13 protein-coding genes and 1 pseudogene are annotated in these 14,963 nt (G+C 61.2%); 8 read left to right on the top strand and 6 right to left on the bottom strand.

Annotated elements, in window-relative coordinates; genetic code table 11:
- Both Q2941_RS31750 and Q2941_RS31745 read left to right on the top strand, forming a co-directional pair.
- Positions 1 to 307, top strand: a pseudogene (locus tag Q2941_RS31750) (SAM-dependent methyltransferase); the annotation flags it as partial.
- A 336-nt stretch (positions 308 to 643) separates the two neighbouring features.
- Positions 644 to 3,409 (top strand): HAD-IC family P-type ATPase, encoded by a 2,766-nt coding sequence (locus tag Q2941_RS31745; RefSeq protein ID WP_458194868.1) that lies wholly within the window; start codon positions 644 to 646, stop codon positions 3,407 to 3,409.
- Positions 3,410 to 3,419: 10 nt separating this feature from the next.
- Here the strand turns inward: Q2941_RS31745 and Q2941_RS31740 are convergent, their stop codons facing one another.
- The 3 genes from Q2941_RS31740 to Q2941_RS31730 form a co-directional block, all read right to left on the bottom strand.
- Positions 3,420 to 4,322 (bottom strand): polyphosphate kinase 2 family protein, encoded by a 903-nt coding sequence (locus Q2941_RS31740; protein WP_458194867.1) that lies wholly within the window; start codon positions 4,320 to 4,322, stop codon positions 3,420 to 3,422.
- A gap of 244 nt (positions 4,323 to 4,566) precedes the next feature.
- Positions 4,567 to 4,749, bottom strand: a complete 183-nt coding sequence (locus tag Q2941_RS31735; protein WP_027521824.1) for a hypothetical protein — start codon at positions 4,747 to 4,749, stop codon at positions 4,567 to 4,569.
- Positions 4,750 to 5,056: 307 nt separating this feature from the next.
- On the bottom strand, positions 5,057 to 5,518 hold the full coding sequence (locus Q2941_RS31730; RefSeq protein WP_035661467.1) for a VOC family protein: 462 nt from the start codon (positions 5,516 to 5,518) through the stop codon (positions 5,057 to 5,059).
- A 127-nt stretch (positions 5,519 to 5,645) separates the two neighbouring features.
- On the opposite strand from Q2941_RS31730, the gene Q2941_RS31725 reads away from it, so the two are divergent.
- Together Q2941_RS31725 and Q2941_RS31720 are read left to right on the top strand one after the other, a co-directional pair.
- A complete protein-coding gene (locus Q2941_RS31725) occupies positions 5,646 to 5,882 on the top strand; it encodes a hypothetical protein (RefSeq protein ID WP_156944151.1) in 237 nt (78 codons plus the stop codon).
- A gap of 314 nt (positions 5,883 to 6,196) precedes the next feature.
- Positions 6,197 to 6,709 carry a hypothetical protein gene (locus tag Q2941_RS31720; protein ID WP_458194866.1) on the top strand — a complete coding sequence of 171 codons (513 nt, stop codon included), beginning with the start codon at positions 6,197 to 6,199 and terminating at the stop codon, positions 6,707 to 6,709.
- A gap of 35 nt (positions 6,710 to 6,744) precedes the next feature.
- Here the strand turns inward: Q2941_RS31720 and Q2941_RS31715 are convergent, their stop codons facing one another.
- The 3 genes from Q2941_RS31715 to Q2941_RS31705 form a co-directional block, all read right to left on the bottom strand.
- A complete protein-coding gene (locus Q2941_RS31715; RefSeq protein WP_458194865.1) occupies positions 6,745 to 7,503 on the bottom strand; it encodes a class I SAM-dependent methyltransferase in 759 nt (252 codons plus the stop codon).
- A 747-nt stretch (positions 7,504 to 8,250) separates the two neighbouring features.
- The gene (gene ftsZ / locus Q2941_RS31710) at positions 8,251 to 9,519 is read right to left on the bottom strand and encodes a cell division protein FtsZ (protein ID WP_458194864.1); all 1,269 of its coding nucleotides are present in this window, start codon (positions 9,517 to 9,519) and stop codon (positions 8,251 to 8,253) included.
- Positions 9,520 to 9,571: 52 nt separating this feature from the next.
- The gene (locus tag Q2941_RS31705) at positions 9,572 to 9,940 is read right to left on the bottom strand and encodes a hypothetical protein (protein WP_458194863.1); all 369 of its coding nucleotides are present in this window, start codon (positions 9,938 to 9,940) and stop codon (positions 9,572 to 9,574) included.
- A gap of 371 nt (positions 9,941 to 10,311) precedes the next feature.
- Between Q2941_RS31705 and Q2941_RS31700 the strand changes: the two genes are divergently transcribed.
- From Q2941_RS31700 to Q2941_RS31685, 4 genes are all read left to right on the top strand, one after another.
- Complete coding sequence (locus Q2941_RS31700) at positions 10,312 to 11,193, top strand: hypothetical protein (RefSeq protein WP_458194862.1); 882 nt, start codon at positions 10,312 to 10,314, stop codon at positions 11,191 to 11,193.
- Between the two features lie 411 nt (positions 11,194 to 11,604).
- A complete protein-coding gene (locus Q2941_RS31695; protein WP_458194861.1) occupies positions 11,605 to 11,766 on the top strand; it encodes a hypothetical protein in 162 nt (53 codons plus the stop codon).
- A 134-nt stretch (positions 11,767 to 11,900) separates the two neighbouring features.
- Positions 11,901 to 13,340 carry an IS1182 family transposase gene (locus tag Q2941_RS31690; RefSeq protein ID WP_458194859.1) on the top strand — a complete coding sequence of 480 codons (1,440 nt, stop codon included), beginning with the start codon at positions 11,901 to 11,903 and terminating at the stop codon, positions 13,338 to 13,340.
- A gap of 427 nt (positions 13,341 to 13,767) precedes the next feature.
- On the top strand, positions 13,768 to 14,958 hold the full coding sequence (locus tag Q2941_RS31685; RefSeq protein ID WP_254109092.1) for an efflux RND transporter periplasmic adaptor subunit: 1,191 nt from the start codon (positions 13,768 to 13,770) through the stop codon (positions 14,956 to 14,958).
- Positions 14,959 to 14,963: the final 5 nt, after the last annotated feature.

Raw genomic sequence — 14,963 nt, 5'->3', positions numbered from 1 at the left:
CCATCACCTCGTCAGGCAATATCCCGACCTGTTCGAGGTCGAGAAGGAATGGTGCTGGAGCGGCACGCATTATCAGCGCACCGCGAACGACTGGCTGGTCAATTTCGATTCCAACCGGGAGGCCATCGAAGCGATCTTGCGCAAGGTCTATGGCGACGAGACCGTGCTCTGGATGCGGCGCTGGCGCTGGTTCTTCCTCGCCACCGCAGGTCTGTTCGGTTACGCCAACGGCAGCGAATGGGGCGTCAGTCATTACCGGATGAAGGCGGCGGCACAGGGGGCGTGCTCGCGACCCCGCACGCCGTAGAGTGTGCACGAGATCCGCTGTGCCTCTGATCGCGGCGCGATAGCTGAGCTTAGACCGGGTCTGAGTTGGGCCGATACGGGAAGCCTGCGCGACAAATTAAACGAGGAACCGGTGGGACTATCGAAGGGGCCCCGCCAAACCATACTGCGAAGCCCCAGGTTGAGTGAGGGATTCTCCGGATTGAAACCGGTCTTCCAACGGGTCTCAGTCCCTTGATTCAGGTCAAGGGCCTTGCGGATCACGACCCATGTCATTGGGACTTCGAAAGAAATGTCAGATGTCGACTCCGTAAGCGAACTAAACCAGTTCTAGACGTCGGCCGATAGGCAGAATGGCATGAGCGCAGCAGCGAATGCGAACACAACCGACGAGGTGGCGCCCTGGCACGCGATACCTCAGCATGAGGTCGTGGAGCGACTTGCTACCAGCTGCGAGAAAGGGCTTGCTCCGGCTGAGGCCGCTGTCCGACTTCAGAAATACGGTCAGAACCGCTTGCCCGAAGGGAGGAAACGCGGCTCGTTTGCGAGGCTTCTCGCACAGTTCAACAACATCCTGGTCTACGTGCTGCTCGCCGCAGGGTTCACCAAGTTGATGCTGAACCTGTGGGTCGACGCGGCGATCATCTTTGGCGTGGTCGTTCTCAACGCGCTCCTCGGTTTCATTCAGGAGGGCAAGGCCGAGAAGGCATTGGATTCCATCCGCAACATGCTGACCGCCGAGGCCAGGGCGGTACGCGGTGGGGAAACCCGCATGATCTCCGCGGAGCAGCTTGTCCCGGGGGACATCGTGCTCCTGGAGTCGGGCGACAAGATTCCTGCGGATCTGCGACTGTTCGAGACAAAGAACCTGCGGACCGAAGAGGCGGCCCTCACTGGTGAATCGGTGCCGGCGGAAAAGAGCGTCGACGCGGTGCCTGCGAACGCGACGGTCGGCGATCGCGAGAACATGGCATTTTCCGGCACCATGGTCGTATCCGGTCGCGCAACCGGACTGGTCGTCGCGACCGGCACTCAGACGGAACTCGGCCGTATCAACCAGTTGCTCGCCGACGTCAGCCCGCTCGAGACTCCGCTGCTGCGCCAGATCAAGAAATTTGGCTACGCCATCAGCGCGGCAATCGGGGTGATCAGCGTCCTGATCTTCGCCTACGGCAAGTGGGTGAAAGGGATCGACTTTGTGCAGCTCTTCCAGGCAGTCGTCGGCATCGCCGTATCGCTCATCCCGGAAGGACTACCTGCACTTATCACGATCACCCTGGCCATCGGCGTCCAGCGCATGGCCCAGCGCAACGCGATTATCCGGCGGTTGCCCGCAGTCGAGACGCTCGGCTCCGTGTCGCGGATCTGCTCGGACAAGACGGGTACGCTGACGCTCATGGAGATGATGGTGGTGTCCGCCGTCACGGCCGAGTCGGCGTATCAGGTCACCGGCGATGGCTATTCTCCCGTGGGCGAAATCAAGAAGGACGGACAGCCCGCTGGCAAGGATCCGGTCCTCGCGCTGATGGGGCGAGTGTCCCTGCTCTGCAACGACGCGGAGCTGTTCCAGGAGGAGGGCACCTGGAAGGTGGAGGGCGATCCGACCGAGGGCGCGCTCTATCCGTTCGCGGCAAAGCTCGGCATGGATCGGCAGCTCGAGCAGGCTGCATCTCCGCGTATCGACGCCATTCCGTTTGAATCCGAGCACAAGTTTATGGCGACGCTTCAGAGAGATGCGAAGGGCGAGCAAGTCCTGCTCGTCAAGGGCGCCCCGGAAGTCATTCTTGAACATTGCGATCGCCAGCAGACCGACGATGGCCAGTCGAGCCCGCTCGACCGCAATCACTTCTCGAAACAATCGGACAGGCTTGCGGCCCAAGGCGAACGTGTGCTGGCGTTCGCGTGGCTCCAGAACCCGAATGTGAAGGCTGGCGGTCTCACCGCGGCCGATCTGCCAAGGACGCTCGTCCTGCTCGGCCTGATCGGCCTCCTGGACCCGCCGCGCAAGGAGGCCATCGAAGCCGTGAAGGAGTGCCAAGGTGGCGGCATCCGCGTCACCATGATCACCGGCGATCACAAGATCACCGCCGCGGCCATCGCCAAGATGCTTGGGCTCGGCGACGGAAAGACCGCGATCACGGGCGCCGAAATCGAGGACATGGACACCGCGACGCTGCAGGAACGCGTTCGCGCCGTCGACGTCTTCGCGCGCGCCAGCCCCGAACACAAGCTGCGCCTGGTGAAAGCGATCCAGGCCAACAATCAAATCGTGGCGATGACAGGTGACGGTGTGAACGACGCGCCCTCTCTCAAGAAAGCCGACATCGGAGTCGCGATGGGGATCAAAGGCACCGAGGTCACGAAGGAAGCTGCCGAAATGATCCTCGCCGACGATAACTTCGCCTCGATCTCGGCGGCGGTGAAGGAAGGCCGCACCGTCTACAACAATATCGAGAAGGCCATGTTATTCATGCTGCCGACCAACGTCGCGCAGGCGCTGGTCATTGCGGTGGCGATCTTTGTCGGGTTCACCATGCCGATCACGGCCCCGCAAGTGCTCTGGGTCAATATGGTCACGTCGGTCGCGCTCGGCCTGGTCATCTCCTTCGAGCCGCACGAGATCGATGTGATGCACCGGCCGCCGCGCGCAGTAGACCGCCCCATCGTGACCGGCTTCGGGATTTGGCGGATCATCTTCGTCGGCTTGGCGCTCCTTGCTTACACCTTGCTGGCGTTCTTCTGGATGACAGGGCAAGGCGCATCGGATGGGCTTGCCCGAACGGTAGCCGTCAATGCCATCACAATCGGCCAGGTGTTCTATCTGCTGAATAGCCGCTACCTGCTCGATTCGTCGCTCTCCGTGAGGGCGCACTCGGGCAATGCGTACTTGCCGCTCGGCATCGCTGCCGTCGTGATCCTGCAACTGATTTTCACCTACGTACCACCGGTCCAGGCGATGTTTGGCAACGAATCTGTCCCGCTTTGGGTGTGGCCTTGGCTTCTCCTGGGCGGATTGCTGTTCTTCCTCGTGGTCGAGGCCGAAAAGCTTGTCATTCGCTCGTCAAGCTCCTTGCGAAAGATCGTTGTCGCCGCGGAAGCAGGTTCAGGAGACGCCTCGTCTTGAGCCTCAGGAGTCAGGCTTCGCGCGCAAGTTCCGCTCGAGCCGTGGCCAGCTCCTTCTTCTGCTCCGGACTTACCTTCGGATATGCGAGGTCGAGTTTCTCCACGGCCTCCACGATTGCCGCGGCGACGACAAGACGGGTGAACCATCTGTTGTCGGCCGGCACCACGTACCACGGCGCCTGCTCCGATGCAGTGGCCGTGATCGCCGCTTGGTACGCGCCCATATAATCGGCCCAGTACCTGCGCTCGCGCACGTCCGACGCGGAGAACTTCCAGTTCTTTTCGGGATTGTCGAGGCGCTTCATGAAGCGTTTCTTTTGCTCTGCGCGCGACACATGCAGAAAGAACTTGAGGATGACTGTGCCCTGCCGGGTGAGGTAATCCTCAAAGCGCGCGATGTCGGCCAGCCGTTCGTCCCAGATCCTGCTGCCCACGAACGACGACGGCAGCCTCTGCTGCTTCAGGATATCCTCGTGAACGCGCACAATGAGGACCTCCTCGTAATAGGAACGATTGAAGATTCCGATCCGTCCACGCTCCGGCAGACGCGATGCGTAGCGCCACATGAAGTCATGCGCGAGATCCTCTTGTGAGGGCTGCTTGAACGAAAAGACCTGGCAGCCCTGCGGATTCACCCCCGACATGACGTGTTTAATGGTGCTGTCCTTGCCAGCCGCATCCATGGCCTGGAACACGAGCAGCAGCGACCAACGGTCCTGGGCGTAAAGCATGTCCTGTTCTTCTGCGAGCCATCGAGTGCCCCGCTGCAGAAGATCGGCAGCTTCGCCCTTTTCCATGTTCAGACCGCGCGTGTCGCCGGGGTCGAAGTCCTTCAGCTGAAAGCCCTTGCCGCTGGAGATACGGAAGGGGTGGATGTACTTCTGAATCTGGTCGAGAATCTCTTTTCTCGGCATGGAGTGTCCTCCGTCTTAAGACAAAGACAATCTCGCGCTGCGTGAAAACGGTACGGACCCAAGCCGCACAGCCGGGTTCTGTTCGCGCGCAACTTTGACGTTAAACTTCCTGAGGTCGCCTCGCACCGGTTTATTTTCCCGCGCTCGAAAGCGAGAGCGGCGCAATCGCCGACCTCACCGGAGGTCCGAGTTGGGCCAACAGGCGACATTCGCGAAATGAAAGAGGCCGCCAACTGGGGCGGCCCTACTCTTTAGCGAGCTTCGCTGGCGTTCTGATTTGGCTGCTATTGCCACAATTCTGGCATGTGAACTTGTGCAGGACGGTGCGCTCGGCCTTGATCAACGCCGAATGAATCCAAGTCATCGCGATGCCGCACTTGGCGCAAATAGGTGCGCTCAAACGTTCTGGTTGCTTGAAGATTTCCATCTGAGGATGCCCATTCCTCTGACCGGAACATTCTACCTTGGAGGGCGTGGCCGCTCAAATAACAAAGGTTAGTGTTTCGCTGAGCGTTAAATACGGACCCCAGAGGGCATCTCCAATCGTCCCAGATGCGTTCGCCGCGCCGGCGCTCGTAAAAGCGAACGGTTTTGCCGTTTCGACTATCGCGCATGTTGTGAGCTAGGCGGCGCAGTCCACTCGGGGCCATAACCGGAAGTGGCCGGGCGGGGCAGCGTCGGCGCAAGGGGTAGGCCGAGCGTCTTGGCGTCTTGAGCATGATCATTTGAAGCTGTTACCCATTCTGCGTCCCATCCGCGTAGCCGCCGCCAATCTGTGTTCCTGGAGCGAGCAGCCCTTTGCCCGGAACATGATTAATCTCCAGCCTCGTGCCGTCTGGATCCTCGAACAGCACCGAGTAGTAGCCGGGGGCAAAACTGTCGTCTCGTGGTCCGTGAATGATATGTGCGCCGATCTTTACGAGGAAGTCATACGCCTCGTCGACATCGGCACGTTCTCGTGCACGGAAACAGTGGTGATGCAATCCAACAGAGCCCTGGCGGAATCGTTGGCCAACATACTCCTCTGCGGGCGCATGAATGCCGAATCCCGTACGGCCGCCGACGCAATAGAAGGTGTTCGATGTGTCGGCCACGATCGTAAGGCCCATAAACGGTAGCAGTTGTCCGTAGAAGGCACGTGCGGCTGAAAAATTTCCAGCCGTGATGAACGTGTGGGCAACGCCATTGATTTGCATGCTCGGTCCTCCCGCAAATATCATTTCTCGCAATGATCAATTTTACGAACAATACTCTGGGTACGCTGAAGTCCGCTACGCCCTCGGATAGCGGCGCAACAGGGGCAGCGCAGAAGTTGGTCTAGCCTTGACCGATGAGTTCGGCTTGGGGGCAACAGGCGACATCGCGAAACGAAAAAAGAAGCCGCCAACTGAGGCGACCTCAGTCGCCCCAGGCAAATTCTCCGCACAGGCATCGAAACAGGCGAAGCGTCCTACCGTTGCGGGAATCGAGTATCTCGATGAAAAGATGAAGCCTGGCGGCACATCTCGCACAAGAGACCTGCTCGCTCCTTCGGGCCTCGTTGCCCGCGCGCTCATCTGAATCAGTGCGATCCATGGTTTGTGTCCCCAGCTGCGTGCGCCCCCGGCCGCCAAGGTGGGTTGGGTTATGACCTGCGATCCGATTCGGTGCCTTATACTTTGTTACTTTTGCGAGTTGCGACGTCGGCGACCAAGCTCTGAATGCAGTCTTGACGAAAGCATGGCCGCACGATGGAGAGTATGGGGCGCGATGGAACACGGCGGTCGGGGCGCTGAGGTCAATACCGGCGATGAGTCCCGGCTGCGTTCGGCGCGCGCAAAGGATACAGTGTTTTTGATTAGGTTTCTGCCTTGCCCCGGTATCAGGAGGAAAAGATGCGGTTGCCAGTTGCAGTCTCTGTCGTACTGATTCCGGTCACATCGGTCATTGCGCGTGAGCAAGATCAGACCACATCCGTTGGGCCATGGACGATTGCAACTTCATTCAAAGCGGAGAAGTTTGACAGGTGCACGATGAGCCGGTCCGCCAATGATCTCGATATAACGTTTGCAAGATCCAATGACGGCTTGCGCCTGTTTCTCGATTCATCGAAATGGAAGCTCGAGAGAGGCAAGGCGTACGATGTGACGCTCGTTGCAGGTGCGCGATCAGTCCAGGCAAAAGCGTTGGCTGAAGGCAGGAGCGTAACGATCGCTCTATCGGACCGTCCGCTCAGCGAGAGAGTGCGCACGGCGAATATCCTCCAGGTGAGAGGAGAAGGAGCGACGTTGAAGGTACCACTCGACGGAAGTACTGCGGCCCTTGAACGCCTGGAATCATGTTTTGAGAGAAACAGCCACGCCGACGTTGAGAGTAACCCGTTCGTCGCCCCCAGTCGGAAGCCTTAGCACTTGACCTGGCTTAAACGGCAGTCCCCATCGACCTAGCGCGAGCCGGCATGATCCGTACAAGCAACTATATCGCGGGGAGATCTTCGACCCGCTTCCAGCGGTGGGACAAACACCGCCAAATATCCACCATCGCCTGCGAGCTGATACGTGGCGATCTCGCCATAGCCAACGGCGGATAATTCGCAACGCAACAGCTCAATCGGCGTGCCATGCCTTGAGGTCGGACGCTCGAAATCGACAATTCCGATCCGAGCGCCCGGCTTCAAGGCGGGCGCGAGATTATAGAGAAAGGCGTAGGGCTGGGTTATCTCGTGGTACATGTGCCCGAGGATGGCGGCATCCAGCGAGGAAGCGGGCAGGCGAGGGTCGTGTGGTTCGCCCATCGCGAACTTGACGTTTGCCAGCCCCAGTCGTTCCGTGCGCCTGCTCAGCTCGATGAGGTAATCCCGCATGACGTCCTGGGCGATGATGGCGCCCGTGGAACCAACGACGTACGACAGACGCACCGTGTAGTAGCCGCTGCCAGCACCAATATCGCCGACCGTCATGCCTGGGTTTAGCCCAAGAAGAAGTGCAACCTCTCCGGCTTCATTCAGGGAGTCGCGGTGCTCCTCGGTGGAGCGACTCAGGCTGGCGATCGGCGCAACCGGACGCCTAGGTGAGGGAAACTCCTTTGCAGGGATTCTTGGCGGCGTCAAATAACCAATGTCAGCGGCGAACGCGCGAATTGCGCCCAGCGCCATCACGATCGCCACTGCGCGGACGAGCGTGATCGTCGGGCCGCCAAGCATGAGGCGCGGCCGTCCACTTTGCGAAAGACGTGGCCCCGGGGGCATCTCTCTCCAACCAAACGCCGGAAGAAACGGCTTCGGAAATATAGCCAATCGATCGATTTGCTACGATCCTTTATTCCCGAAACAGCGGCTGCAGCCCGCTGGTGCGATGGTGCAAGCTGCTAACGCGGGTGAGCCCCGCTTCCCTTCTCGCGCCAATGAAGCATTCTATTGCGAGCATCGGCAGCAAAGTTGGCGTTCTGCCGGGCGCACATGTCGCAGAAGGCCATATGCGGACCGATCCAGCGCCGCCGCGCGGTGCTTCCAGTTCAGCCCGGAGGGGAAATCCCCGCAAGACGTCCGGCGCCCGTGATGCCAGCGATGTGACTAATCGTGAAGCCGCTGTTGTTGGGACGGCGCGACCTGGGCCTTACCTAAGCAGGCGCGGCTGTCGATTGGAGAAAAAGCGATGCGTTCTATTTTGGCATTGGGCCTTTTGATCACCCTGTGTGGCTCTGCGAACGCGGCTACAGTGCATCACACGCACCGAGGGCACGCTATCGTTCGTCCCGGTCAGGGCACGATCGCCTCCGACCCCGCTTCGGGTTTTGCCTACGCGCCATCCGGACCGGCGGTCCACTACCGGCCGGCACCGTACGATGATTACAATGGCCCGTATCCGGGAGATTCCCAGGGTTACGCGCCTGGCGAACGCGAGCAGTTTCTCGACAGTGTGAGACGAGGCGGTTAGACCGCCCAAACATATCAGAAGTTGGCCTTGCGGCGCAGGAAGGCCGGGATATCGAGAACGTCCTCCTCGATCCAATTGCGTGCCGTAGAGGAACGGCCGTACGGATCGAGGCCCTGCGGAGCCGCATGGCGCGCAGACTCCGAAGTCGGCTTTGTGGGTCTGCCCTCAGGGTGGCGGGCCGTCGGTGCGGGCGGCGGGCTCTCCAATGGCGGCGGCATCGGTGCGCTGCGCTCAATCCGGTCGGCGACGCGACGGCCGTCGTTGCCCAGCCTGCCGGCGAGTTCCGCGATTGAGCCTTGCGCTTGTTGCACCTGGCGTGCCGGCCCAAGATTATCGATGCCGGTCGCCACCACCGAGACGCGGACTATGCCCTCGAGGCGCTCGTCAAAAGTGGCGCCGACGATGATGTTGGCATCCTGGTCGGCCTCCTCGCGAATGCGGCTGGCAGCTTCGTCGACCTCGAACAGTGTCAGGTCCCTGCCGCCGGTAATGGAGATGATGAGGCCACTGGCTCGCTTGATCGACGGGTCCTCGATCAATGGATTGGAAATCGCGGCCACGGCGGCGTTGAGCACGCGCTTTGCGCCCGAGGCCTCGCCCCTGCCCATCATCGCCTTGCCCTTCTCGTGCATGATGGAGAGAACGTCGGCGAAATCGAGATTGATCAGACCTTCCTTGACGATGAGGTCGCTGATGCAGGCCACACCCGAATAGAGCACTTGATCGGCCAGGGCAAAAGCAGCGGCGAATGTGGTCTTCTCGTTGGCCACCCGGAACAGATTCTGGTTCGGGATGATCAGCAGGGTGTCCACCGCCTTCAGCAGATCCGCGATGCCCGCTTCGGCAAGGCGCATGCGGCGCTGACCCTCGAAGTGAAATGGCTTGGTGACCACACCAATGGTGAGAATGCCAAGCTCGCGCGCGGTCCTGGCTATCACAGGCGCTGCCCCGGTGCCGGTGCCGCCGCCCATGCCGGCAGTCACAAACACCATATGTGCGCCGGTCAAATGATCGCGGATCGCGTCGATCACCTCTTCGGCTGCGGCGCGCCCGACCTCGGGCTGCGAGCCGGCGCCAAGGCCTTTAGTCACCTGGGTGCCCATCTGGATGACGCGCTTGGCGTTCGACATGGTGAGCGCCTGTGCGTCCGTATTGGCGACGATGAAGTCGACGCCTTGTAACCCAGCCGCGATCATGTTGTTGACCGCATTGCCGCCGGCGCCGCCGACCCCGAACACGACAATGCGCGCTTTCAGCTCGCGAAGATCGGTGATGTCAGTCATTTTTGCCTCACGCTTTACTTCGGCGGGTTGGAGAATGTGAGAACTGGGATTGCTACTTGCATGCTCTGCGGTCTGCTTCCACGAGGTCGGCGAGGAGATGCCCCAGTCGGGATGTGGCTTGTCCGTGGCCGTCGGTCGAACCACCGGATCGGCCGCCGGTTCGCAGAGAGCCTTCAAGCCGCGCCGCTGCCTCCTTGGCGGCCGTCGCCTCGGCAGTCGCCTGCAGCAGCTCAGTTGTCAGGCGATCGGCGCGCTCTCGCTCCCGCTCGAAATCCGCCCGATGACCGGCTGCTGTTGCTTCGAGCCGCGCGATCTCCACCTGCAGTGCCAGGATCTTTTCTGCTTGCAGCGCGCCGTCGCCTGCTTGCCGACTTCCTGGTCGTCGTGGCGTATGCCGTAGATCGGCGAGATTAATGCTCACCAGTGCCTTTCCGGTATCCGAAAGTGAGCGCGGCAAGCGGCGCCGCTTGGCAAGCGAACGAGCCGCCAATGGCGAGATCTTCAGGCGAGCACCAAGTGCGGCATATGTCAGCGTCTCAATAGGCATCGGCTGTCCTCCTGGGACTGAACCGGGCGGTCGTGTGTGCGCTGATGACGACAGGCTAGGCCGCGATGGTTAACAGATCGTTAACGCGCCGGCTCCTCTCTTCCGCGTACGGGCAACTCGCGCGGACCGCGTGAGTCTCGCGCCTTTTCGGTGAGCCGCAATCTTAACCAAATTTCCAACTACGGCTCGGGCATTGGATCTGCCAACTGATTCGGTGAAAGATCGCGATCCCTGAGGATATTGCCATGGCATTCTTCAAGCGTGAGCTCGGCCCAGTCGAGCGCTTCGAAAGCGCACTAAAAAGTAGACAGGCGGAGCGGCAAAAACTGGTCGACCGGCTGGGCCTTGCCGAATCCGTGCTTGCGGAAACACGTGTCGCTGCCGAGCGGCTGGCGATGGCCGGCGCCGGCAATGCCAAGCTCGCGCGCGCGGAGGCCGAGCTGCGTTCAGTTGAGGATCGCGTCAAGACGGTGCGCGCGGCACTCGGAGAAACCAACGAACAGATCGTCGCAACCGAGCGTGCACTGGCCGACGCCATTGCGCAGCGCGACCGCGAATTGCTTGCGGATCGTATCGAGGCGCTCGCGGCGGCGATCGATCTGGCTGTCCCGGAATTTGCTTCGGGCGCAGCAGCGCTGGTCGGCGCTGTCGCCAAGGGTGCAGTAACGGTCGCGGAGGCGACGGGCTTCTCCGCCAGCGTGGACGAGGTGCGTCGCGAGGTGCTGTCGGCCGCGGATCTGGTCTGCTGGGAGCTGAGGACACTGGCAGCGCGCACGCGGGTGGGCAACGTCAACATCGCGCCGCCGCCGCCCGCCGCCACGCGCCCGCAGCCTCCGGAGGTCGAGCGGCAATTGATCTATACGCTCAATCCGCTCAAGTGGCAGGAGGGCAGCGAGTCGCGCAAAGCGCCTGCCTTCGCGCTGGTCGAGCTGCCGAAGACGCTGCTGCCCATCGCCCTGCGGCACCAGCATGTGGACTATCTCAATGCGAGGCGCGTGCAGACCCTGATGCACGTTCATGGCAGCGGCGGGAGCCAGGACGAGACACCTTGGGACGATCTACAGATCATCGATCTCGATGCCCTTACCGGCGAGGAGGGAGGGAGACCGCAAGCTGACGTTGCTTGAGCGCGGCGAGACGCTGACGGCATCCTCGATTGCCTTTGACTCTATCCGGCAACCTTATTCGATCACCTCGTCGGCGCGGCGCGGCGGGGCGACCTCGCACGGCTATCGATGCCAATCCGAACCCTTGGAACTAGAACCTCGGGACTAAACCGACGTCTCGTCGCGTTATACCGATGCATTAGCCCGAGCGTACCTCAGTACGGTCACTTCATACCTGCGCGCAATGGCGTCGCCCAGGTGCTCGGTGCTACCTAACCAATGCAGAGCGACAAGCAACGGAACCGGCCCGCGAGCAGGCAGTTGCAGGACAAGGTCTACGGCGTAGCGCCCGCCGGCCTTCCCTTTGATCGAGCCGCGCGTTGCCACTCCAGTTGAGTGTCTACTGCCACAATTGGCTGCGGAGAGTACGCCATGAAAAACGTCGCCGACTTCCTGATGTGGTTTTGGCAAGGGAGCCAGCCCGCGTCCAATACTCAGGTTGCGGCTATGGCCGAAAATCAGGATCGATCCAGCATGGCCGATTTTGTTCGCATCCTGCAGGCCTACGATCAAGACCAGTACGGCAGGAGTTAGGGCGACCGCGTCGGACCGCATTGCGTCCAGTTTTTCCATGTCTGCCGCGTCCGTTCAGGGTCCAGGTTGTGTAAAAACGCGTCGTCGGATTTGATTCTCGCGATATGATTCCTGCGCGATTTGCGGGGGATCGGATGAGACGTTTCGTTGAGGGCACTGATCGCGGGCAGAGCACGCTATTTCCTGAATGCCTGGGAGACTGGATCAGCGAGGACAATCCGGTTCGGGTGATCGATGTTTTTGTGGATGAACTCGATCTAGCCGAGCTTGGGTTCAACGGTGTCGAGCCCGAGGCGACCGGCCGACCCTCTTATCACCCATCGGTCCTGCTGAAGCTCTACATTTACGGCTATCTCAATCGGATCCAGTCGAGTCGCCGGCTTGAGCGCGAGGCTGGGCGCAACGTCGAGGTGATGTGGCTGACGGAACGTTTGGCTCCAGATCACAAGACGATTGCCGATTTCCGCAAGGACAATGGCACCGCCATCCGCAAAGTCTGCGCACGCTTCGTTGCGCTGTGCCGCATGATGGGCTTGCTTACGCAAGCCAGTGTCGCCATTGACGGCAGCAAGTTCAAGGCGGTCAACAATCGCGACAAGAACTTCACGCGCGCCAAGATGGACCGGCGCTTGGTGCAGATTGAGGAGAGTGTCGGACGCTATTTGCAGCAGCTCGACACCGCCGACCGGCAGGAGCCGTCCGAGGCACTTAAAACCAAGACGAGCCACCTGAAAGAGAAGATCGCGAAGCTGAAGGAGCAGATGCAGCGTCTCGAGGTTCTCAGGGTGGAAATGCTCGCCACTCCGGATCAGCAGATATCGCTGACGGATCCCGATTCCCGCTCGATGGCGACGAGTGGGCGCGGCTCCGGTGTTGTCGGCTACAACGTTCAGGTCGCCGTCGACACCGCAAATCATCTGATTATCACGCATGAGGTGACAAACGTCGGGACTGATCGATCGCAGCTCTCGGCCGTGGCCGAGCAGGCCAAGGCGACGCTGGAAGTGGAGAACCTCGATGCAGTCGCCGACCGCGGCTACTTCAGCAGCGAGCAGATCCTGGCCTGCGAGAAAGCAGGCATTACGGTCACGCTGCCAAAGCCAATGACGTCGCACTCAAAGGCGGAAGGACGCTTCGGCAAGCAAGACTTCCGCTACCTCGTGGCGGAGGACGTTTACGTATGTCCTGCCGGTGAAAGGCTCACCTACTCCTTCACAACCAAGGAAAATGGATTGGTCCTGTACCGCTACTCGACCAACGCTTGCCAGAGCTGCGCCATCAAGAACAGTTGCACCACAGGCAAGGAGCGCCGGATTACCCGTTGGGAGCATGAGCATATTCTTGAGGCCGTACAGCGCCGGCTCGACGAGCATCCGGAGAAGATGCGCCGGCGGCGGGAAACGGTCGAGCATCCCTTCGGCACGATCAAAGCCCGGATGGGTGCAACCCACTTCCTGATGAAGACGCTGCCACGGGTTGCCGCCGAGATGGCGTTGCACGTACTGGCTTATAATATGACGCGCGTCATCAACATCATGGGCACCAAACCGCTAATAGCGGCGATGAGGGCGTAGCTGCCCCCCACATCCGTCCGTCGGCTGTTGCAGAACCGCCCACGACGGCCGACGGCGTCAATGCTACCGCCAGCGCGTTTCTACACAACCAAGGTCGCAAGCGGAAATTTTCTAATTGATTGCGGAATTTTCCGCTTAGCCGTCAGAAGCCGAGATCATCTACATCTTTGTGCGTACATGCCCGGGCTCGTAACGATTGCTTGCGATGTTCTGTCGCAGTTGTGGACCTGGAGCCTGACTCACAAGCCAGTGAGGTCTGAAAACGGCCACGAACTCAGCGCCCTAGCGCGTGTGACATTGAGCCGCCCGTAGCATGCGTTGCGTCGCAGCACGCGCATTCTATCTTGACCGGATCAGCCGCGCGGAATCGCTTCGATATTGTTCCGTGCGTGTTGCTTTGTTCAACAACACCGGGGCACCCCACTTCATGTCAGGACTTCGAGCGCGATCGGCATGCGTTGCAATGATGCTCGCGGCCTTTGCGCCGCTGCTTGCGGGCTGTGATGAATCCAGCTCCGCGGTCTCCGCCGTCCAACCTTCCGAACCCGATGTCAGCATCGTCGTCGTCAAGCCGCAATCGCGCGCCGTGGTGCGCGAGTTGCCCGGCCGCATCGCGCCGACGCGCGTCGCCGAAGTGCGGCCGCGCGTCTCCGGTATCGTCGTCGAGCGTCTGTTCCGCCAGGGCAGCGAGGTGAAGGCGGGAGAAGCGCTCTATCGCATCGATCCGCGGCCGTTCGAGGTCGAGGTGATGGCGAATGAGGCAGGGCTCGCCAAGGCCGAGGCCGCGTTGATGCAGGCGCAGCAGCAGGCGCGCCGCATCGCCACGCTCACCAGCCAGCGTGCCGCCCCCGAAGCCGAGAACGAGAAGGCGATCGCCGCCGAGCGCCAGGCCCAGGCCGAGGTCGAGGGCCGCAAAGCGGAGCTCGCGCGCGCCAAACTCAACCTCGATTACGCCACCGTGCGCGCGCCGATCGACGGCGTCGTTGGTGCGGCGATCGTCAGCGAAGGCGCGCTCGTGGTGCAGAACGAGACCAATCTCGCCACGGTCCAGCAGCTCGATCCGATCTATGCCGACTTCACCCAGTCGGTCACCGAGCTGAACCAGCTTCGCCGCGCCTTCGAGAACGGCGATCTCGACCGCATCGCGGCCGATGCCGCGAAAGTCCGCCTCGTGCTCGACGACAACACGCTCTATTCGCTCGACGGCAAGCTCTTGTTCTCCGACGCCAAGGTCGACGCCCATACCGGCCAGGTGACGCTGCGCGGTGAGTTCCGCAATCCCAAGCGCGAATTGCTGCCGGGCATGTATGTCCGCGTCCGCATCGACCAGGGCATCGATGCCGATGCGATTGCCGTGCCGCAGCAGGCGATCCAGCGCAATGGCGGTGGCGGCAGCGAGGTGTTCGTCGTCAAGGACGACAACCGCATCGCGGTGCAGCCGGTGCGCACCGGCTCGGTGCAGGACGGCATCTGGTTCGTCACCGACGGATTGAGGGCCGGCGACAAGGTCGTGGTCGAAGGCTTCCAGAAATTCGCCGCCGGCGACAAGGTCAAGCCGCAGTCCTGGGCCGAGGCCGATGCGACGGCGGATGCCCAGCACGCCAGGGCCTTGCGGTAACGCGC

The sequence above is a fragment of the Bradyrhizobium sp. UFLA05-153 genome (assembly GCF_054185185.1).
This window is presented reverse-complemented; position numbering and strand designations above follow the sequence as displayed.

Excerpts from the sequence above, each read along its gene's own strand:
- Q2941_RS31745 (WP_458194868.1), top strand. The coding sequence starts at position 644 with ATGAGCGCAGCAGCGAATGCGAACACAACCGACGAGGTGGCGCCCTGG.
- Q2941_RS31740 (WP_458194867.1), bottom strand. The coding sequence starts at position 4,322 with ATGCCGAGAAAAGAGATTCTCGACCAGATTCAGAAGTACATCCACCCC.
- Q2941_RS31735 (WP_027521824.1), bottom strand. The coding sequence starts at position 4,749 with ATGGAAATCTTCAAGCAACCAGAACGTTTGAGCGCACCTATTTGCGCC.
- Q2941_RS31730 (WP_035661467.1), bottom strand. The coding sequence starts at position 5,518 with ATGCAAATCAATGGCGTTGCCCACACGTTCATCACGGCTGGAAATTTT.
- Q2941_RS31720 (WP_458194866.1), top strand. The coding sequence starts at position 6,197 with ATGCGGTTGCCAGTTGCAGTCTCTGTCGTACTGATTCCGGTCACATCG.
- Q2941_RS31715 (WP_458194865.1), bottom strand. The coding sequence starts at position 7,503 with ATGCTTGGCGGCCCGACGATCACGCTCGTCCGCGCAGTGGCGATCGTG.
- ftsZ (WP_458194864.1), bottom strand. The coding sequence starts at position 9,519 with ATGACTGACATCACCGATCTTCGCGAGCTGAAAGCGCGCATTGTCGTG.
- Q2941_RS31700 (WP_458194862.1), top strand. The coding sequence starts at position 10,312 with ATGGCATTCTTCAAGCGTGAGCTCGGCCCAGTCGAGCGCTTCGAAAGC.
- Q2941_RS31695 (WP_458194861.1), top strand. The coding sequence starts at position 11,605 with ATGAAAAACGTCGCCGACTTCCTGATGTGGTTTTGGCAAGGGAGCCAG.
- Q2941_RS31690 (WP_458194859.1), top strand. The coding sequence starts at position 11,901 with ATGAGACGTTTCGTTGAGGGCACTGATCGCGGGCAGAGCACGCTATTT.
- Q2941_RS31685 (WP_254109092.1), top strand. The coding sequence starts at position 13,768 with ATGTCAGGACTTCGAGCGCGATCGGCATGCGTTGCAATGATGCTCGCG.